General features: G+C 39.4%; 23 protein-coding genes. 1 reads left to right on the forward strand and 22 read right to left on the reverse strand.

Annotated elements, in window-relative coordinates; all coding sequences use genetic code 11:
* Positions 1 to 3: 3 nt before the first annotated feature.
* Positions 4 to 333: a cytochrome c551 gene (gene cccB / locus ABG082_RS16285; RefSeq protein WP_008348231.1), complete on the reverse strand. Its 330-nt coding sequence runs from the start codon at positions 331 to 333 to the stop codon at positions 4 to 6.
* Between the two features lie 48 nt (positions 334 to 381).
* Complete coding sequence (locus ABG082_RS16290) at positions 382 to 1,230, reverse strand: YitT family protein (RefSeq protein WP_017368132.1); 849 nt, start codon at positions 1,228 to 1,230, stop codon at positions 382 to 384.
* A gap of 189 nt (positions 1,231 to 1,419) precedes the next feature.
* Here ABG082_RS16290 and ABG082_RS16295 point away from each other — a divergent pair, with 189 nt between their 5' ends.
* Positions 1,420 to 2,154, forward strand: a complete 735-nt coding sequence (locus tag ABG082_RS16295) for an alpha/beta family hydrolase (RefSeq protein ID WP_019743415.1) — start codon at positions 1,420 to 1,422, stop codon at positions 2,152 to 2,154.
* A 214-nt stretch (positions 2,155 to 2,368) separates the two neighbouring features.
* Here ABG082_RS16295 and ABG082_RS16300 read toward each other — a convergent pair whose 3' ends face one another.
* The 20 genes from ABG082_RS16300 to ABG082_RS16395 form a co-directional block, all read right to left on the reverse strand.
* Positions 2,369 to 4,162: a M3 family oligoendopeptidase gene (locus ABG082_RS16300; RefSeq protein ID WP_348936268.1), complete on the reverse strand. Its 1,794-nt coding sequence runs from the start codon at positions 4,160 to 4,162 to the stop codon at positions 2,369 to 2,371.
* Between the two features lie 124 nt (positions 4,163 to 4,286).
* Positions 4,287 to 5,388, reverse strand: a protein-coding gene (gene prfB, locus ABG082_RS16305) for a peptide chain release factor 2 (protein WP_348936269.1) whose coding sequence is annotated in 2 segments (ribosomal slippage) — positions 4,287 to 5,315 and positions 5,317 to 5,388 — 1,101 coding nt in all. Because the reading frame shifts where the segments join, the coding sequence is not laid out codon by codon here.
* Positions 5,389 to 5,455: 67 nt separating this feature from the next.
* Complete coding sequence (secA, locus tag ABG082_RS16310) at positions 5,456 to 7,981, reverse strand: preprotein translocase subunit SecA (RefSeq protein WP_035701569.1); 2,526 nt, start codon at positions 7,979 to 7,981, stop codon at positions 5,456 to 5,458.
* Positions 7,982 to 8,179: 198 nt separating this feature from the next.
* Positions 8,180 to 8,743 carry a ribosome-associated translation inhibitor RaiA gene (raiA, locus tag ABG082_RS16315; RefSeq protein ID WP_007499992.1) on the reverse strand — a complete coding sequence of 188 codons (564 nt, stop codon included), beginning with the start codon at positions 8,741 to 8,743 and terminating at the stop codon, positions 8,180 to 8,182.
* Between the two features lie 189 nt (positions 8,744 to 8,932).
* The gene (locus ABG082_RS16320; protein ID WP_348936270.1) at positions 8,933 to 10,618 is read right to left on the reverse strand and encodes a methyl-accepting chemotaxis protein; all 1,686 of its coding nucleotides are present in this window, start codon (positions 10,616 to 10,618) and stop codon (positions 8,933 to 8,935) included.
* Between the two features lie 33 nt (positions 10,619 to 10,651).
* Positions 10,652 to 11,032: a hypothetical protein gene (locus ABG082_RS16325; protein ID WP_008348244.1), complete on the reverse strand. Its 381-nt coding sequence runs from the start codon at positions 11,030 to 11,032 to the stop codon at positions 10,652 to 10,654.
* 13 nt (positions 11,033 to 11,045) lie between these two features.
* Positions 11,046 to 11,387: a flagellar protein FliT gene (locus ABG082_RS16330; protein ID WP_008348246.1), complete on the reverse strand. Its 342-nt coding sequence runs from the start codon at positions 11,385 to 11,387 to the stop codon at positions 11,046 to 11,048.
* A complete protein-coding gene (fliS, locus tag ABG082_RS16335; RefSeq protein ID WP_008348247.1) occupies positions 11,384 to 11,788 on the reverse strand; it encodes a flagellar export chaperone FliS in 405 nt (134 codons plus the stop codon). The genes ABG082_RS16330 and fliS overlap by 4 nt, the downstream gene beginning before the upstream one ends.
* 17 nt (positions 11,789 to 11,805) lie before the next feature.
* Positions 11,806 to 13,320, reverse strand: a complete 1,515-nt coding sequence (locus ABG082_RS16340; RefSeq protein ID WP_348936271.1) for a flagellar hook-associated protein 2 — start codon at positions 13,318 to 13,320, stop codon at positions 11,806 to 11,808.
* A gap of 20 nt (positions 13,321 to 13,340) precedes the next feature.
* Positions 13,341 to 13,682: a flagellar protein FlaG gene (flaG, locus tag ABG082_RS16345; protein WP_007499987.1), complete on the reverse strand. Its 342-nt coding sequence runs from the start codon at positions 13,680 to 13,682 to the stop codon at positions 13,341 to 13,343.
* A 153-nt stretch (positions 13,683 to 13,835) separates the two neighbouring features.
* The gene (gene csrA, locus ABG082_RS16350) at positions 13,836 to 14,060 is read right to left on the reverse strand and encodes a carbon storage regulator CsrA (RefSeq protein WP_008348252.1); all 225 of its coding nucleotides are present in this window, start codon (positions 14,058 to 14,060) and stop codon (positions 13,836 to 13,838) included.
* Entirely contained in the window at positions 14,054 to 14,488 is a 435-nt protein-coding gene (fliW, locus tag ABG082_RS16355; RefSeq protein WP_348936272.1) for a flagellar assembly protein FliW, read from the reverse strand. The genes csrA and fliW overlap by 7 nt, the downstream gene beginning before the upstream one ends.
* Positions 14,489 to 14,516: 28 nt before the next feature.
* A complete protein-coding gene (locus tag ABG082_RS16360) occupies positions 14,517 to 15,095 on the reverse strand; it encodes a DUF6470 family protein (RefSeq protein ID WP_047945621.1) in 579 nt (192 codons plus the stop codon).
* 46 nt (positions 15,096 to 15,141) lie between these two features.
* Positions 15,142 to 16,053, reverse strand: a complete 912-nt coding sequence (gene flgL, locus ABG082_RS16365; protein WP_008348257.1) for a flagellar hook-associated protein FlgL — start codon at positions 16,051 to 16,053, stop codon at positions 15,142 to 15,144.
* A gap of 8 nt (positions 16,054 to 16,061) precedes the next feature.
* On the reverse strand, positions 16,062 to 17,582 hold the full coding sequence (gene flgK, locus ABG082_RS16370) for a flagellar hook-associated protein FlgK (protein WP_058336981.1): 1,521 nt from the start codon (positions 17,580 to 17,582) through the stop codon (positions 16,062 to 16,064).
* 15 nt (positions 17,583 to 17,597) lie between these two features.
* On the reverse strand, positions 17,598 to 18,080 hold the full coding sequence (locus ABG082_RS16375) for a flagellar protein FlgN (RefSeq protein ID WP_007499977.1): 483 nt from the start codon (positions 18,078 to 18,080) through the stop codon (positions 17,598 to 17,600).
* A gap of 18 nt (positions 18,081 to 18,098) precedes the next feature.
* Positions 18,099 to 18,362, reverse strand: a complete 264-nt coding sequence (gene flgM / locus ABG082_RS16380) for a flagellar biosynthesis anti-sigma factor FlgM (protein ID WP_003213252.1) — start codon at positions 18,360 to 18,362, stop codon at positions 18,099 to 18,101.
* A gap of 79 nt (positions 18,363 to 18,441) precedes the next feature.
* Positions 18,442 to 18,861 carry a TIGR03826 family flagellar region protein gene (locus ABG082_RS16385; protein ID WP_017357864.1) on the reverse strand — a complete coding sequence of 140 codons (420 nt, stop codon included), beginning with the start codon at positions 18,859 to 18,861 and terminating at the stop codon, positions 18,442 to 18,444.
* Positions 18,862 to 18,917: 56 nt separating this feature from the next.
* Positions 18,918 to 19,604: a ComF family protein gene (locus ABG082_RS16390; RefSeq protein WP_216942854.1), complete on the reverse strand. Its 687-nt coding sequence runs from the start codon at positions 19,602 to 19,604 to the stop codon at positions 18,918 to 18,920.
* A complete protein-coding gene (locus ABG082_RS16395) occupies positions 19,601 to 19,894 on the reverse strand; it encodes a competence protein ComFB (RefSeq protein WP_008348267.1) in 294 nt (97 codons plus the stop codon). Before ABG082_RS16395 ends, ABG082_RS16390 begins: the two co-directional genes overlap by 4 nt.
* Between the last annotated feature and the right edge of the window lie 63 nt (positions 19,895 to 19,957).

The following is a 19,957-nucleotide window of genomic DNA, read 5'->3' on the forward strand; positions in this document are numbered from 1 at the left end:
GTTTTATTTTTTCTCTGCAAGCCATTTGGCGACTTCTTTTGCTTGTTTTTCATCTACCATTCCGCTTGGCATAGATCCTTTACCGTTCTGAGCAATATCTGCAATTTGGCTTTCATTATATTTTTTCCCGACTTCTTTCAGGCTTGGGCCGCCTCCGCCAGATAAGTCTTTTCCATGACAGCCAATACAGTTTTGCTGATAAATCTCTTCACCACTGCTCACACTTGAAGCACTTTTACTGCCTTCTTTGTCACTGCTGCTTGAATTTCCTCCACAAGCCGCAAGTACAAAAAGCATAGCGACAAAAAGAAGCGTTAATCCGCTCTTTTTCATGTATTTCCCTCCCTTACAATCATTTGGTCAACGTTATTATATCCTTGTTTACGCCCTTTTAAAACCCTCACCAAGCACCTCTTTTGCATCCATGACGATGACAAACGCTGATGCATCGATCGCTTTTACCACTTGTTTCAACTTTGTGAATTGTGACTGCCCTACAACACACATTAAAATAGGCCGGTCATGGTCGGTGTACCCACCTACTGCTGAAATCTTCGTTACACCACGATCAATTTGATCAAACACCGCCTGTCTGACCTCATCCTCATGGCCCGTAATAATCATAGCCATCTTCGAGTGACTAAAGCCAGCCTGTACGACATCAATCGTCTTGCTAGAAATGAACACTCCGATCACAGCGTACAGTCCTTCTTCAATCCCAAAAACAGTCATGGCCGCCAAAACAATCAAACCGTCCATCATTGCTAAACAAGTACCTAACGTCAGCCCTGTATATTTATTGATGATTTTGGCCGCAAGTGCCGTTCCTCCCGTTGAACCATTGCCGAGGAAAACGAGCCCAATCCCGATCCCAATCACTACACCGCCAAATATTGCTGCGAGCAGTGCTTCATGGGTGACAGGAGCAATGTGTCTTGTTAAGAACACCATTAAAGGTAAAAAGACAGAACCAACGAGCGTTTTTACCCCAAATGTTCCACCTAATAAATAAAAGCCTGCGATAAAGAGCGGAATATTGAGACCCCATTGAACATATGCAGCTTCAAAGCCGAATGATTGCATAATGGTACTGATTCCGCTCACACCGCCAGCAGCAATCTGATTTGGTAATAATAACGTATTAAAGCCAACCGCTACGATAGCTGATCCTATTAAAATGAGTAAATAATTTTTCACTTCAATCCAAAATTGAGAATGTTCCTGCTTCATGTCTTTCTTCCTCCGTTACTTCTGAATGCACACCTATTTTAAGCCCTCTCATTCGGATTGTAAATAACAGCCAAATGCAGTGCTAATGGATTAATACTTTATCACACAGCCGGATCAGCGTACTTGCCGTTTGGCAGAAGAGTAAATGATGGTATATTTAATATGTACATGAGAAAGAAGGGACATACGATGAAGAAAATACTGAAGATCACCGGTATTACATTACTTGCACTCATCATCTTAGCTTTTGGTGCTTTCTATACATGGAGCCGCTTTACATATGGACCATCGGAAGCGTTAAAAAAGCAGATGAACATTGAGCAGGTCGATCATAAAAACGGGGTATATTCATTTGAAGCATCGAAAAGCGATACTGGCATCATTCTATATCCTGGGGCAAAAGTTGAACCTCTTGCGTATGCCTATCTTGGGAATGCGCTGATGAAGAAAGGCTATTCGGTCTTTATCCCAGACATGCCATTTTCCTTCGCAATATTTAATACGAAGAAAGCAGACGATATCCTCAAAAGTCATCCAGCCATCAAGCATTGGTACATTGGCGGGCATTCGCTAGGCGGAACAGCTGCCGCTATGTATGCAGAGAAAAATCAAAGCAAGCTGGACGGCCTCTTTTTCCTTGCCTCCTATCCTGCATCAGATGATTTGAAACAGGCTTCCTTGCAAGTATTATCTATTTCAGGCGAAAAAGATGGTCTCGCAACACGAGAAAAAATCAAAAAATCGAAAAAGCAGCTGCCTTCTCAAACGGTGTATCATGAGATAAAAGGTGGTAATCATGCTCAATTTGGCATGTATGGCAAACAAAAAGGGGATCAGCCTGCAGACATTCCAGTCCTCACGCAACAAAAAGACATCGTTCAGACGATGCTGGAATGGGTAAAACCAGCAAAAAAGCTCCCGTAATGGGAGCTGCAAGATTGTTGACAAAGGGCTAAAATGAACTTGATTTTAGCCCTTTGTCTTCTTTTCAGCGTGATAGAAAACCTTTGCAGTCTAGGAAGGACGAGCATCGGCGCGGAGCGAATTTGACATTCGTGAGCACCGAAGCGCAGGACTGACAACGAATGCGAGGGTTTGTCTACACGCTGAAGCTCCCATAATGGGAGCTTTTCATTTTTTATGCCTTCGTCGCTTCTAAAAACTCTTCAGCATCTGCCACAGCCAGTGAAATGGCCTCTTCCCAAAATGCTTTTTGAGTAAGGTCGACACCTAGGTGCTTATATGCCAAATCTTCTACAGTCATTGACGCTGTATCTTTTAATAGCGCAATATATTTCTCTTCAAATGATGCCCCAGCCTGCAATGCTTTCGCGTAAATACCTAGCGAGAACATGTACCCGAAGGTGTAAGGGAAGTTATAAAACGGAACACCTGTAATATGGAAATGCAGTTTAGACGCCCAGAAATGCGGATGGTATTCATCTAAAGAGTCGCCAAAGGCTTCCTTCTGTGCTTCTACCATCAACTCATTCAAGCGGTCAGCTGGCACTTCTCCTTGTTTGCGCTCTTCATAAAAACGTTGTTCAAATAAGAAGCGTGATTGAATATTCATAAAGAATGCCACACTACGCTGCAGCTTATCCTCTAGCAAACTGAGACGCTCTTCTTCATTGGCCGCCTCTTTTAATGAAGCATCTGCCACAATCATTTCAGCGAATGTCGACGCAGTTTCAGCTACATTCATCGCATATTTACGATTCAACATCCGAACATCCTGCATGACTTCCTGATGGAACGAATGACCAAGCTCATGTGCTAGTGTCGCTACATTGGATGGAGTCCCTGAGAAGGTCATAAAAATACGTGATTCTCCGCTATCAGGGAAATTCGTACAGAAACCGCCCACTCGTTTGTTTGGGCGATTCTCAGCTTCTACCCAGCGTTCATTAAAAGCTTTTTCAGTAAAAGCAGCAAGCTCTTTTCCAAACCCTGCGAAATGCTTGATAATAAAAGCGGCTGCGTCTTGATAAGAATAGGTCTTTGTCTCACTTCCAATAGGTGCTCCCACATCAAACCAGCTCAGTTTATCAACCTCAAGCATGTCAGCTTTACGTTGTAAATATTCAATGAATGGCTGTTTATGTTCATCAATGACAGACCACATTGTATCGAGCGTCTCTTGTTTCATCCGGCAAATATCAAGAGGCTCTTTTAGTATATGATCCCATCCTCTGGCTTCATATACTTGTAGACGAAAACCAGCGAGATGATTGAGTGTGCTTGCAAACAAATGTTCATCCTGTGTCCATGCATGTTCTAAATTATGATAGACGGCTTTTCTCACTTCACGGTCTGAATCATCCATCGCATTTTCTGCTTGGCCTACAGAGATCATTTGTGTTTCACCATTTTGCTCAAATGGAATGGTAATTTTGTTCACCAAGCTAGAATAAAGTTCATCCCACGCATGATAACCATCTACTGCTAGCTTTTGAATGAGTGTTTCCTGTTCAACAGGCAGTTGATCTTTCACATGTTCTCTTCGTTCATTTAATATGTAACGAACATCTGAAAAAGCGACTGAATCCATTAATTCTTCCCACTGGCTAGTAGAAATCGCAGCAAGTGATTGATCAAACCCGGCTAGAATGGTTCCTAATTCAGCTTCCAGCTTGGCAATAGATCCTCGGAGGCTGCCCGCCTTCATATCCTTTGTATTTTGAGATTGTAGACAAGATACAAATGAACCTGCTTGTGCTAATTTTTTATATGTGATTTCATACGTTTCAAGGACAGCTGTTAACTTTTTTTCAATTTGTGTATCTTCTTTTGAAAAGGCATCTACCTTTTGTCGTAACTCATCTAATAGCTGCTGTATATGCTCTAAGTATGTGATAAATTCTGATGAAGAACTGCCTCCTTTAAAAAAGGCATCTAAATCCCACGTCTCTTGTAATGGTTTTAATCCCAAATTATTTCCCCCTTTAATTGCTAATTTCATCATACAAAGGATATAGAGTCAGTATGGCATATGTATTCCTTTATATTCATTATATTTTCTCACAATTAAAAAAACCCGGCAAGAAGCCGAGTTTTTATGATAATTTTGAACGTAAATACGCATCGATAAAGGAATCTAAATCTCCATCCATCACCGCTTGAACATTTCCCATCTCCGTGTTGGTACGATGGTCTTTCACAAGAGAATATGGGTGGAAAACATACGAGCGAATTTGGCTTCCCCAGCCAATTTCTTTCTGTTCTCCTCTGATTTCATCCAATTCCGCCTGTTGTTCTTCGATCCGTTTTTGATAAAGCTTAGACTTCAGCATTTTCATTGCACGTTCTCTGTTTTTGATTTGAGATCTTTCCGTTTGGCACGTCACGACGACATTTGTTGGGATGTGTGTGATACGAACCGCAGAGTCCGTCGTATTGACGTGCTGCCCCCCTGCACCACTTGCACGATACGTATCCACCTTAATATCCTCTGTACGAATATCGATATCAATTTCTTCATTAAATTCTGGCATGACATCACAGGAAACGAAAGATGTATGTCTACGGCCAGATGAATCAAATGGAGAAATACGGACTAAACGATGGACACCTTTTTCTGCTTTTAAGTAACCGTAAGCGTTATGTCCTTTAATCAGTAATGTCACAGACTTAATTCCTGCTTCATCACCAGGAAGATAATCAAGTGTTTCGACCTTAAAGCCTCTGCGCTCTGCCCAGCGGGTATACATTCTGAGGAGCATCGATCCCCAGTCCTGTGATTCCGTTCCACCTGCACCCGGGTGAAGCTCAAGAATGGCATTGTTTTTGTCATACGGTTCACTTAAAAGAAGCTGCAATTCAAACTCGTTAAATTGTTTTGTTAAGTTCTTCAGTTCTTTTTCAAGCTCTGCATGAAGATCCTCATCGTAGTCTTCTTTTAATAAATCATGCGTCATTTGCAGCTCATCATGAGATTCACTGAGCTCATGATATGTATTCACATAATCCTTCAGTGCATTGGCTTCATTAATGACACCTTGCGCTTTTTGCTGGTCATCCCAAAAGTCAGCCTCTGACATCGTGGCCTCAAGCTCTGCAATTTTCGCTTCTTTTGTATCGAGGTCAAAGAGACCCCCTAAAATCAGCTAGCCTGCTAGCCATATTTTCAAGCTCTTGTCTAATTTCTACTAATTCCATATCCTTCACCTCATAGATGTATGGGGGCTGACATGAATAGAAAGAGGTTTTCACCTCTTTCCATTACTTATTCTGTCTTCCCATGACAATTTTTATATTTCTTGCCGCTTCCGCAGTGACATGGTGAGTTTCTTCCGATATCCACCACTTTACGCACCGGCTTTTTCTTCACTGTTTTCTCCTCATCGCCTTCTTGAGGCTGATGAGCAGTTGTTTGTCCTTGAACGACTTCTTCACGTTCTAGGTTGTTTTGGATTTCTGATTTTAGCACATATTTAGCGACGTCATCTTCAATTGAAGCGACCATATGCTCAAACATCGCAAATCCTTCCATTTGATACTCACGAAGCGGATTGGTTTGTGCATATGCACGTAAATGGATTCCTTGACGCAACTGATCCATTGCATCGATATGATCCATCCACTTCGAATCTACTGCACGAAGAACGATGACTTTTTCAAATTCGCGCATTTGTTCATCGCCAAATGTCTCTTCTTTTGCATCATATTTCTCTTTAATCCGCTCCATGATGAATTCGGTGATCTCATCTGCTTCTTTACCGAAGATATCTTTGACCGAAATGGCACCTTCATCTAAATAGTTCGTGTTGATTAATTCAACAAGACCATCTAGTTTCCATTCTTCTGGAAGTTCTTCTTTCGGCGTGTAAGATCCAACAGCCCGCTCAATAGACGATTGAATCATATTGATCACAATCGATTTCAAGTTATCAGAATCGATGACTTCAAAACGCTGTTTGTAAATGACTTCACGCTGTTGACGAAGAACATCATCATATTGCAGAAGCTGCTTACGGGAATCAAAGTTATTCCCCTCAACACGTTTTTGAGAAGATTCAACAGCTTTTGAGACCATTTTACTTTGAATTGGAGTAGAGTCATCCATACCGAAGCGATCAAGCATCGCCATTGTCCGCTCTGCACCAAATCGGCGCATCAATTCATCTTCCATTGAGAGATAGAATTGAGTAATCCCTGGGTCTCCTTGACGACCAGAACGACCACGGAGCTGGTTATCAATACGGCGTGATTCATGACGCTCTGTACCAATAACAGCAAGACCGCCTAGTTCTTTCACACCTTCGCCAAGCTTGATGTCTGTTCCACGTCCCGCCATGTTTGTCGCAATTGTGACGGCACCTTTTTGTCCAGCTTCCTCAATAATTTGTGCTTCACGCTCATGGTTTTTCGCGTTTAACACTTGATGAGGGATGCCTTTATTTTTAAGCAGTTTTGAAATTAATTCAGATGTCTCAACCGCAACAGTTCCGACAAGGACCGGCTGTCCTGTCATATAACGCTGTGCGACGTCTTCAGCTACTGCTTTAAATTTGCCATCCATCGTGCGGTAAATTAAATCAGGTCTGTCATCACGCACAACCGGTTTATTGGTTGGGATTGTGACAACCTGCATATTGTAAATGTTACGGAATTCCTCTTCTTCCGTTTTCGCTGTACCTGTCATACCAGATAGCTTTTCATACATACGGAAGTAGTTCTGGAACGTAATGGTTGCAAGTGTCATGCTTTCATTCTGCACTTCAAGACCTTCTTTTGCTTCAATGGCTTGGTGCAGACCTTCACTATAGCGACGTCCTTTCATTAAACGTCCTGTGAAGGAGTCAACGATGACGACTTGGCCATCTTCCACAACATAATCAACATCTTTTTGCATCGCAACATGCGCCTTAAGAGCCTGCGCGATATGGTGGTTAAGAGCGACATGTTTGACATCAAACAAGTTCTCAATGCCGAATGCTTTTTCCGCCTTCGTCATTCCGCTTTCCGTCAGCTGTACACTTTTTGTTTTAATATCATAAGTGAAATCGTCTTCTATTTTTAACGTACGAACAAAGGCATTTGCTTGTACGTAAAGTTTCGTCGATTTTGCAGCTTGTCCAGAAATAATAAGAGGTGTTCTCGCTTCATCAATTAAGATGGAGTCAACTTCATCGATGACGGCATAATGAAGTGGTCTTTGAACCATTTGCTCTTTATACAGCACCATGTTATCTCGTAAATAATCAAAGCCAAGCTCATTGTTTGTTGAATACGTGATATCAGCAGCGTACGCTTCTCTTTTTTCATCTTTGTCTAAACTGTTTAAGTTCAAGCCAACCGTTAATCCAAGAAATTCGAAAATCTTGCCCATTTCCTCTGCATCACGGCTTGCCAAATATTCGTTGACTGTCACAATGTGGACGCCTTTTCCAGAAAGAGCATTCAAATAAACAGGCATCGTTGATGTCAACGTTTTCCCTTCACCTGTTTTCATCTCAGAGATATTCCCTTCATGTAGGGCAATCCCCCCCATGAGCTGCACCTTAAATGGGAACATTCCTGTCACGCGGCGGGAAGCCTCACGAACCGTTGCAAATGCTTCAACCAAAAGGTCGTCTACAGATTGTCCTTTTTCAAGTTTTTCTTTAAATTCGATCGTTTTATTTCGTAAAGCCTCGTCAGATAATTTCTCGAAATCTTGAGCGAGAGCTTCGATTTCATTTGCCTTTTTTTCATATCGGCTGATCGTACGTTTCGTAGGATCAAACACTTTGTTTAAGATTCCAAGCATATAATAACGCTCCTCTATTTCATGCAATTTTTCGGCATGTCCAAAAGTTTGACAGGTCCATATTTACCTGCATTTATCATACCATACCTTCCTTGATTTCCAAAGAATTTGCAATGATTTAGCACAAAAAACCCGCCCCTAATGAAGGGAACGGGTTTACTTTTTTTAGGTCATTTTCGGATCAAAAGGAACGAATGATTAAGCGTTCGGCTCAATGAGTCCATATTTACCGTCATTTCGGCGGTATACCACATTGGTCAAATTTGTCTCAGCATTTGTGAAGACAAAGAAACTGTGACCTAACATGTTCATTTGGAGAATGGCCTCTTCGCTATCCATTGGTTTTAGATTGAAGCGTTTTTGTCTGACGATTTCTGTTTCATCAATTTCTTCGTCATCTTGAACTGCTACTTCGGAAGCACCGTTTCCTCCAGCAAATAAATGCTTTTTCGCACCTTGCTCACGGAATTTACGGTTCACTTTCGTTTTATGTTTTCTAATTTGACGTTCTAATTTACTGGTTGCTAGGTCTACTGCATTGTACATATCCTCATTATGCACCTCTGCTCGAAGTGCTAGATCAGTCATTGGAATGGTAACCTCAACTTTAGATTCTTGATCGTTGTAAAATTTCAAGTTCACGTTGACTGAAGCATCAACATCTGACTCAAAATAACGCTCCAGCTTTCCAATTTTTTTCTCGACATGATCTCTTAGTGCAGGTGTTACTTCGATGTTTTCTCCTCGGACATTGTAATTCATGTAAAGAACGCCTCCTTTAAAATTAAGGATATGTAAACTTATTTCTACTTTTCCCTCCTTTTCTCCTGCTCAAACGTAAAAAAAATGTGAATTTTTATTGAAATTTGTCGAATCCTGCGGTGCTTCAGCTTTTACTTGATAGGTGATGAATATATATTCGCTTGATTCTTGAAAAAGACCATCGCACTGTTAAATCTTGAAAGATGAAATAGATGTTTTCAGTGATTGAGACAAAGATTTTAAATCCTCCGCAGCTGCTTTCATTTCCTCATTCGCCGCTAGTGATTCTTCAACAGCCGCCGACATGTACTCTGTTTCCTCAGAATTTCGCTTGGCTCCTTCTTCTATCACACCAATTGTTTGAGAAATTTCTTCTGTACTAGCTGAGATTTGCTCTGTCGTAGCAGAAAGCTCCTCTGCTTTCATCGAGATATCACGGATGGATTCCAGAATTTCTTGAAAGCTCTGTTCAGACAATTGCGATACTTTCACACCTTCTGCTACATCTCGTTCCACTTTCGTCATAGATTGAGACGATCTTTCAGTATCTTTGTTCACGTTGGTGAGTAACTGACTAATTTGATCAGTCAGCTGACTTGATTCTTCCGCCAGCTTTCTGACTTCATCTGCAACAACCGCAAAACCTCGTCCATGTTCCCCAGCCCTTGCTGCTTCAATGGCTGCGTTTAAAGCAAGTAAATTTGTCTGATCTGCAATGGCATGAATATTCCCCAGCAGGCCTTGAATGCCGGTAAATTGTACTTGTACATTGGCCATTGTAGAATGATGTTCATTCACAGATTCCTTAATAGAACTCATTTGTTTCACAAATTGTTGAATGAGGGATGCGCCCTCTTCAGCCTTTTCAGTCACTGAAATTGAGTGACCCGAAACATCAGACGTATGTTCAGCCGCATTATGCATACCAGTCGAAACTTCTTGAATTGAAGAAGCTACTTTTCCTACTGCATCCGATTGTTCACGTGAAGCTTCACTGACCTGTTCAATCGAGCTAGACGTCTGTTCACTAGCCGAAATGGTTTGACTGATGGTTTCTTCAAATTGCGCAGCAGAATCAGCTAATTGCCTTGATCCATTTTGCACCTGTAGGATGAGCTGACGCAAATGAGCGGTCATTTGGTTAAAAGCCGTACCGAGCTGGCCAATTTCATTTTTAGAGGTTACTTCAATCTCTTCAAGTGTGAGGTCACCATCTGCCATTCTTCTTGCTGCATGTGTGACAGAGACAATCGGTTTTGTCATACGATGAACAAACCTTGTGCCAATGACTAAAAAGCCGACTATAATCGCTGCGCTAACGAGAATAAGCGTCAGCAATAATTGGTTACTTTCTTCATTGAGCTGACTGATTTTTTGATCACGCTGTTTCAATTGTTTTTGAGCAAATTCTTTTGTAAAGGTATGTATTTCTTGTTCGATAGGTTGTAATTCTTGACTGAGGCGGGTGTTGAATTCTTTTTGATTGTTGGTATTCAATGAGATAAATAGCCTTTTCGTGGATTCATAATAAAGCTCATTCTTCTGAGAAATCTTTTCTAACAATTTTTTTGCTTGTTTGACTGTACTCAGTTTTAAAGCATCACCTGTTTTTTTATTAATATCAACATAGGTATCTTCAATATTTTGTGAGACTTTCCTATCCTGAACAACCACATACGTTTTAATTTGTGCTTCCTGCTTTTGCAGCAGTGCTTCTAATTCCAGCGAGGTCTGGTACAGCTTCACTTCTTTGGTGAGGAGTGCTTTATACGATTGATCTGTTTTGTAGTAGATAAAGCTAGAAAATCCTAAAATACTGACAAACAATATACATATGACAATAAGCCCAAATAAAAATTGATTTTTTAGTCTCATAAATTCCTCCGAATGGTCTGAATTGAACAAAAATTAATGAATGACATACGGCCTCATACAGGCATGTATTTCATCCATCCACTTTCTATATTCAGGTATAAAATATGATGTAAGGAATGACTGGAAGTGATTTGAAGGGAATGTATAGAAAGCTAGTATATCGAAACTTAAAAAAATTTGGTCAAACGATCGAATCGTCTTGGCAAAGTGCTCATTTTCAATAATTGAAAGCAGAAGCGGGTGTGTTGTCTCTAAATGAAAGAAGGCATGGATCAGATCATTAAAGATCCGATCCCCTTCTGTTTTAGCGAAATCCTTCTCAATTTCATCTAAATATTTTAGACTCTCTTCTATCGTATATAGAAGGTCATAATATGTGGTTAATAAAATATAGTCATCTGAACGATACGCCACAGGTCTCACCTATTTATTTCCGTTTATCGTAGTATACGCCGTCACTTGTCATGGGCTGATACGGATTTTGATAATTCAGCTGTTTTGTTTTCTTACGTTGAATGGCTTGAATATCTGCCTTGATCCCATTTTGAATCTCCGTTAACTGCTTGGCCATCAGTTGATCTGTTTGAATGATTTCTTTGATTTTCTCTTTTTCTTGAACGGAAAGCTCATGTTGAATGTCTCTCATTAGTTCGTCTCTCTCAACTAAAAAAGCATCAAAGTCTTCAACGAGTGTTTCGCTTTGCGGGTTGGCCTCTATTTCCGCTGCCATTTTTAACGTTTGGTCATGCAGTTGGTCCACAATACTCATAGAGATCCCCCAATAGAGTGGTGACGCCCTTTTCGATCGGTTTGAATGACTTCCTTCCAAGCATCTCGGAAATCAGTCACATATTGCTCTACTTCATTCAGGATCTCTTCGTCATTTTGCAGATTGGCTTCAATCAGTCTTCGATAAATGTAGTCATACATACTTGCCATGCTCTTTGATACATCATACGTACGATTTAAGGTGACATTTAATTCTTGAATGATGTTTTGAGCCTTTTTCAGGTTCAAGTTTCTCATTTCAGCATCTTCTTTTTGAATGCCATGCTTTGCTAGTCTAATAAACTTTAAGCATCCTTCATAAAGCATAAGCGTTAACTCGGCCGGTGTTGCGGTCTCAATAGAATTTTTCTGATAGGCGGCATAAGGGTTCTGAATTGCCATATGTTATAAACCTCCAATTATTGTCCAAGCAGTTGAGAAAGATAGCCAGATTGGTTGTTTAGCTTTTGAATCGCACTATCCATGGCGTTAAACTTTTTGTAGTAACGAGCCTCCACCATTTTTAAACGATCTTGGAATGTGCTCATTCGTTGAGTCAAAGAATCAAGGTCCTTACCAAGTCCGTATTCTTTTAGCTCCATTGTTGTACTACCAGCTTTTGTTTGAATACTCTTTGTATAGGCTGTTAAAGAATTTTTGACACGATAGATGATTCCTTGTTCTTTATATTGCTGCTGCGCTTTATCTTTATCTTTTGAATCTACATTTAGCGAACCTGACATAAATATTTGACTAATCTTTTGTGGGTCTTCTTGAATAGCTTTTCTTAGCTTCGGTTCATCAATGACAAGCTTTCCGCCATCTTTATATTTATCTGAAGTGGCAATTCCGATTTGTGTCATGTGAATTTTATTCCCATCACTTGTCGTAATATCAACATAAAAATCACTTCTTAATTTAGATGCACCAGATCGTAAAATTGAATCACTTCTCAACAAGCCTGACTTCGCAGTCGTTTCCCATAGCTCGACTTCTTTGTCAGACATGGCTTTTTTCTCTTCAGCTGTTAATGGATAGTAGTCTCTATTTCTTTTTTCATTGACTTTACCATTGATCTCTTCAACAAGTTCATTGTATTTATCAACGAATTGTTTGATTTTATCAAAGATGGCATCGACATCTGTTGAAACGTTCAAACTGACAGGCTTATCTGTTGTTCCTTTAAGTTCATATGTGATACCAGCCTGCGTGAAGGTATTATTGTTATTTTCCATTTTGAGACCATTAATTTCGTATTGCGCTTTCTGCCCTTGAGTAGTCGCAACTAATTTATTATCTCCATCCACTTGGAATCCTAATTGCGTTAAAAATGAAGCAGAATTGCCATCTGCTGCCTTAATACTGACACCTTCACCAGTCGTACGCGAAGTCAGAGCGATCGTATCTACGTAGTTGGTTCCATCAAAGATCTGGCCTTTATAAGCCGTGACACCTAGTTGAGCGTTGTTCAATTTTGACACGATTGAATCAAGGGTATCTGTATCAGTTGTATTAATGGTAACTGTTTTAGGTGTTGTAGAATCTGGTGTCGTCACCTCAAACGTAAACGTACCGTTTGAAGCAGTAAATCCAGATGGACTAGAAGATTTGAATACGGATGCTGTCGCTAGTTGGGTCACATTAATCGAGCCAGAGGTAGCATTTGTTGAGCCAGTTGCTGTGACAGCAGATTCATTGGAGCTAGTGACCTTTTTTGCGCCATAAGTACTCGGATATGTTAAATTTAGTTTGGCAATGAGATCATCTAATTCTTTGACCTTTGAATTGACCTCGCGATAGCTGTCTCTTTGCCATTCAAGTGTTTGTTTCTGACGTGTCATTTTATCAAGAGGTGCTTGCTCAGTTTTCATTAACTTTGAGACGATTTCATCAATATCAAATACATTAGAAAATCCAGTAATTCGATTAACCATGGTTTATGTTCTCCCTTCAATTACATTCTTTTATCGACAAATAAACCGACAATCTCTGTCATTGCCGCATAGAAATCAAGCCATTCTTTGGAAGGAATCTCTCTAATGACTTCTTCGGTTTGGTTATCTACGACTTTGACATAATATTCATTGAGTTTTTCATGCAATTCAAATTGAAGATGAAATTGAGTAGGTTCAATCAGCTTATTTGCTCCTTGAAGCGTTTTCTCAATTTCTTCTTTTGAAACGACTTTTCCATTTGCTTGTAAATCAGTGTTTGCATTGTCATTTTGATGATTCGTAACACGGGTTTGAAATGCATCAATCAGTGGCTCTAGCGAAGTCAACTTACCAACAGACATAGTTATTCAGCTCCTGTGCTTTGATCTATCTTTTATATCGGCTTTGAATTATTAAATTAAATATAGATGGCCCGATTTGTTAAAGTTTCATATAGATGATGTACTTCTACGGTTTCACACGGAGGAGGATAGACAAATAGGATAAAAAAATCCTCACTTTTTTTGTGAGGATAATTGAGAAAGTAGATCAAAGGACAAGCTAGCAGCACGGCTGTTTTCTTCTTGAATAGACAGGTATACTTCCTTCCTGTGAATATCAATATGCTTAGGAGCCTCAATTCCGACTTTTACTTGGTCGCCTTCAATCGCAATAATTTTAACTTCAATATCGTCGCCTATTTGAATCGATTGATTTAATTTACGAGATAGAACTAACATGAGGAAGCCACCTCTAGCAAATGTTTTGTATGATAGGCTGAATCATGCAAAATGACCTGCTTGGCTTTCATGTTTTTCCGATTCACAATAATAGGCGCTCTTAAATTGGCTGTCGTTTTTTCAATAGAAGATCCCATTGTTAAAATAACCATGACTTCCACATCATTGGCATCTTCTATCCCAAGAATGTCTACAACCGATTCTTCTAAGTCAAATTCATATTGATTGAAGAACAAAAATGGGCTGCTGACAATAAAGCCTAGTTCTGTATTTTCCAAAGATTGGAGAACTAAAAATGGGGATTCTTCTGATAAAGGTAAAATGACAAATTGTTTTTGATCCAGAAATCCTGGTATCCCATTAGAGAAGTGAATGATTTGCTCCTCTTTAATCGTCACTTCGCCATGGTATTTTGTTTGAATGATCATAATTCACGACCTTTTTCATTTTTCTTAACTATACCTTATCACCATTTTGACCTGTTTCGTCAACTTCTATTTTTAATTCTGGGTATTGTAACATATCAATATGAACTTTACCTGGCTGGTAGTTAACAATTGGTTTATGAGGTGTTGCCTCTATAATAGCTTTTTGCGGCTCCACATCAATTTTAAGTTCAGATGGCTCATAATGAATTTTCACACTAAAAAATGAAGGAATCACACCGATGTTGAATTGTTTTGCTGGAGGACTGCCGTTGATTTTCGCAAACTCAGCAATCGCATTCCCACCATTCTCGATCTTGATGAGTTCACTTCCTTCTTCCGCTCTACGCCCCATTCCTTCTCCAATCGCACGTTTCCCCTCAGCCGCCCATTCCTCTGAACGCCTAAAAATCGACTTAATATCCATATCGGCAAATGCCTCGGTTTGATCTATGGTTAATTTCGACGGTGTCCTTGTGATATTCATGACAGCTCTTGGCTGCTGAATGTCAAGATCCGCTCTTGGCTGCTCTACTTCTTGCTTGGAAGGGGTTGTCGACATTTGCAGCTTTGCATAAGTTTGCTCCATTAACAATCTAGGGATTTGCATAGGTTCACCTCCATGATGCAAAAAAGCACCCAACGGATGCTCTTTCTTATCTTAAGAAATCGACAAGGGATGGCTGAATCACTTTAGCTGTCGTCGCTAAAGCAGCTCTATTCACAGTCTCTTGTTGAAGAAGATCAAGAATGGCTTTTTCACTTTCTACATCTTCGGCATCTGATTTAGCCTTTTTCAGCACTTCAAATTGCGAAGTCAAACGGCTCCCGACTAAGTCGATACGATTGGATCTAGCCCCAAGATCTGAACGCTCAGCACTCATCACTTCTTTAAACTGATCGATATTTCCTAATGCATCATCTGAATTTGTAAACGTTCCATTTTTTAATGAGTTTTCTAAATCAGTCAGCATTTCAATGACATTTTGACCACTGGCAGATTGCCCACCAAAAGCTGAAAGAGGATTTGAATTCACATTTAATGTGATTCCATCAGAAATGTTCGACTGAACCACGTTTGCATCTGTATAGTTTTCAAAGTTAAATGTAAACGTACCATCTGCATTCTCTACAACTGGTTTAACATTGGTATTCGTCCCATTAAAAACAAACTTACCTAACATCTGCGTGTTCATTGCATCAATGATTTGATTCTTCATCTGACCAATTTCCACTCCGATAGCAGCTAAATCTTCTGGCTGTTTTGTTCCATTGGCCGCATCGAGTACTTTATCTCGTATATTTGACATGATATCAATTATTTCAGTGACACTTGTTTCAGATGTATCAATCCAGTTTCGTGCCTCATTTAAATTAGTTTGGTATTGCTCATTTCGAAACATGGCTGTACTATATTGAAGACTTTTCACTGCTGCCACAGGATCATCAGACGTTTTTGTGAAACGTTTTCCAGACTGTGCCTGCTCATTAATTTTAGAGAGTTTTTCATAACTTTTACTAATATTTCGAAGTGAATTTTGAGAAATCATACTTTGCGTGACTCGCATCAGTTACCCTACCTTCCTACGACTCCCATGCCGTTTATTATTTTATCTAATACTTCGTCTTGCATCGTCATAATTCTTGCTGCTGCATTATACGCATGCTGGAATTGGATCATGTTCGTCATTTCTTCATCAATAGATACAGCACTAGTTGACATCCTGCGTTCATTGGCTGAATTCACAAGAGCTGCTGAACTGCTTTCAAGGGTCATGTTCTTTTTAGCTTGTATCCCCATTTCAGCAATGACATTCTGATAGTAATCCTGAATCGTTGTGGTATTTCCGCCGATTGGCAGCTTTAAGTTTTGAATATTAGCTAATTTCGTAGCATTCGAACCATCACCTTGCGTTTGATTAAGAGATGCAGCAATGTTATCTGTCGATGCTAAAATCACGTCACTCACTTTGATACGGGCTGCCAAGCCTTTATTCAAATCATTGTTATTCTCAATATCGAAAAAGTCTTGTCCACTTGTGCCATTTAACGTGTACCCTTGCTTATGGACATCGTTAAAAGCATCCATAAATACTTTTGCTACTTCATCCAGCTCAGCAAGCATATCCGGGTACATGCCTTTTTCATCTCCATTAGACATGTAGCCATACGCCTCAACAAGTGCTTTTACTTTACCATTCACTTGTAATTGATCAGCTGCGATGGTTGTCGTTCCAAATTGGAGTGAGTTAACAAGTCCTGTCGTATTATCATAGGAAAGTTGCAATTCAGATTTTTCATTAGTAATGCCATTTAAAATCGTTCCAGCAGATTGTCCATTAGCACCGATAATGTCGATGTTAACGGTTCCTTCAGCAATTTCCAGAGCATTTCCTCCAGAAGGGTTGTAGCTCACTTTAATATCAACAAGTGAGGAAAGCTGATCTATAAGAGCGTCGCGCGTATCATAAAGATCATTGGGAAGATAACCATTTGGCTCAACGGTTGCAATCTGTTTATTCACTTCATCAATTTGAGTTAATAGGGTGTTCACATTTTTTGCCGTTGAATCGAGTTCAGTTTTTAAATTCTTTTGTATCGTTGTTAAAGAAGAATTTAGCAGGCGGAATTGATCTACTAAAGCCTGAGCACTTGTCTTAACAACTGTACGGGCTGAAGCAGTATCAGCATTTTTCGATTCTGATAAGACTTGTAATGATTTCCAGAGATTATCAAAGGCTCTATTCAAGCCTTCATCTGTTAAATCATTCATCACTCCTTCCATTTGTGAAAGAGCATCAGACTTCGTCGCATAATAAGACAAGTTATTGTTATGATCTCTATACTGAAGATCTAAAAAGCTGTCTCGAATTCTTTCAACAGTTCCAACTTGGACACCTGTCCCCATTTGGCCATATGTCTTGCCATCATAAACAGAAATCACTGGGTAAGGATTCTCTGCTTTAAAGGTAACTCTCTGTCTTGAATAGCCATCAGTATTTGCATTGGATACGTTGTTTGATGTGACATAAAGCCCTGCACGCTGGGCTGTGATTCCTCTTTTTGCCGTTTCTAGTCCCATGAATGTAGAACCCATAGATATCCTCCTTGTTTACGCCTTTGAATCAAACAAAGCCCTATGCTGTTTAGGCTTTGAACTCTCAAGACCATTTTGTCCGTAATTCATATTTTCTTTGTTAGGATTCACAAGATCGAATGTCAGTGAAATAAATTGAAGTGACTGCTGAATAAGCTGTTTGTTCAGTTCGTTTACATCTTTCAGTTCCACCATGATGTCATTCAGCTTCTCATATAACGAAATAAGCTCTTCTTGATCCGTTCCTGTAGCTTTTTCGATACATGCGGTGATTGTCGGCGATTGATCACTTTGTAAAAATTGAACTGCTGCTTCAATCCGCTTTTCTTCTAATTGTGAAATGGCCTGAATATATTTTTGCTCAAGGTTCAGAACCTCTGAAAGAGCATCGATCTCATTATTTTTCAGCATTTCTGTTTTATTCTTAGACAGCTTTAGAAGCTGTTCATGTAATCCGTAGAGACGGTGCAGTTCTTCAATCATTATTTTTACTGACATTCACGCTACTCCCTTTTGTTATTGTTGTTTATAAAAATTCAGCATTTTATCTGCAATGCCTTTTGTATCTACTTGATATGTTCCGGCTTCAATGCTTTTTTTAATTTGGTCTATTTTATCTTGACGTTCTTTCATGATATTCGGCACCTTTTGCATTTCGATTGCCTTTTTAGAAATTTCGACTTTGTCAGTTGATTTTGCTTGATTCGATTGCAACGTTTGTTTCTCATATGTTTTCTTGTAAGGATTTACTGGTTGTGTTCCATATCGATTAATTTTCACGGGATTCCTCTCGCTTTCCGTTACAGTCTGTCTTGATTCTATCCATTTTATCGACCAAACTGCAACTTAGTTTAGGGAATCAGTCGTTTTTAGGATTAATGGCATAATAGGTGTCTTTTTTCCTAGATTCAATCTCCCTTTTACGCTCTTCTTCTTGGTCCATTTGGCTGATTTGTGTCTTTATATCCTTTTCACAATGGCTACACAGCTTGTTTTTCCTGATCGGTTGGCCGCATCTTTCACAAGGATAGTTGATATTCGGGAATTGACTAATTTGAAGTCTTTTCAAACGGATAAATTTCAGGATTAATTCTTCATCAACTTCTGTTGCGTCTACTATTTCAGCAATGGTTGATTGTCTATTACTTTGCTTACGCAAGAATTTATAAACGATATCAAAAGAACGTTCTTCTTCTTCAAAGCATTTGTTACAAACCGTTTGGATGGTGGTTTTTAAAAATAACTGATTACATTGTGGACAGTTTGCCAATTGATTCATAACCAAAACCCCTTACGTTATTTTCTTTTCTTAATATCGGTTGATTGTCATGATTTTTAACTACGAATCAACGTAAAAGAGGAAACACTTTTGGCGCCTGCGTCTTTTAAAATTTTTGCTGCATGATAGACTGTCGCCCCAGTTGTATAAATATCATCGATTAATATGATATCCTTTAGAACGATCGGGTTTGACTGCCTTAATTGGAACAAATTCTGTTGATGTAAACGTTCATTTTTTCTTTTCTTTGACTGCTTCCTTTGATGTACTTTTATAAGTGGCTCCAATATAGGTCCGCCAATCATGGAAGCAAGCATCATTGACTGATTGAATCCTCTTTCCTTTAATCTCTCTTTACTCAAAGGAATTGGGACAAGCACCGGTTCTTTGATTGAAAAAGAACGTTTAAACGCTGACTGTACATCTTTTTTAAATAGATCAGCTAAAGCCGTATCACCTCGAAATTTAAATCGAGCTAGAATATCTTTCATAAAGTCGTTGTAAGCATAAACAGACCGATTCATTACAAGAATCTCAGCAAAATCCCGTCGTTTATTCCACCTTGAACAATCTTGACACAATTGATCATTTGATTGCGCTCTTCCGCATTTGGGACAAGTAGGACCTTGAATCTTCATCAGGTGGTTCTTACATGCTACACATAAACGATCTTCATTTAATAGTAGGAATGATTTCCATGTAAAATCAGCCACAAAATGGCTCTCACAAATTGGACAAATCAACGCTTTTCTTTGTTCAACGGCAAATGATTTTCGCACCTTGGATATGTAGTGACCGTTGAAGCAGCTTCTGTCAGAATGACGAGCATCGCTGTATTTTTCTGTTTATCCACCATCTCGGATTTACTGTAGGATATTTTATCGATATCTGTTATATATTGCGGTTTCACTTGATTTAGAGAAATGGCTAATACATCTTCTATACATTTTTCACAATGACAAATCATGTTTAATTGGTTGAGATATTGATAGAGAATTTCTTTAAGTAGTATTTCTTTTGCGTTGAGTAGCATATTTTGTCTCTCCTGCCATTTGTGTTTTGTGAATATAATGTACCATGATTTAGTTGAACCCAC

The sequence above is a fragment of the Bacillus sp. BS1807G30 genome (assembly GCF_040047675.1).
GTDB classification, from domain to species: domain Bacteria; phylum Bacillota; class Bacilli; order Bacillales; family Bacillaceae; genus Bacillus; species Bacillus altitudinis.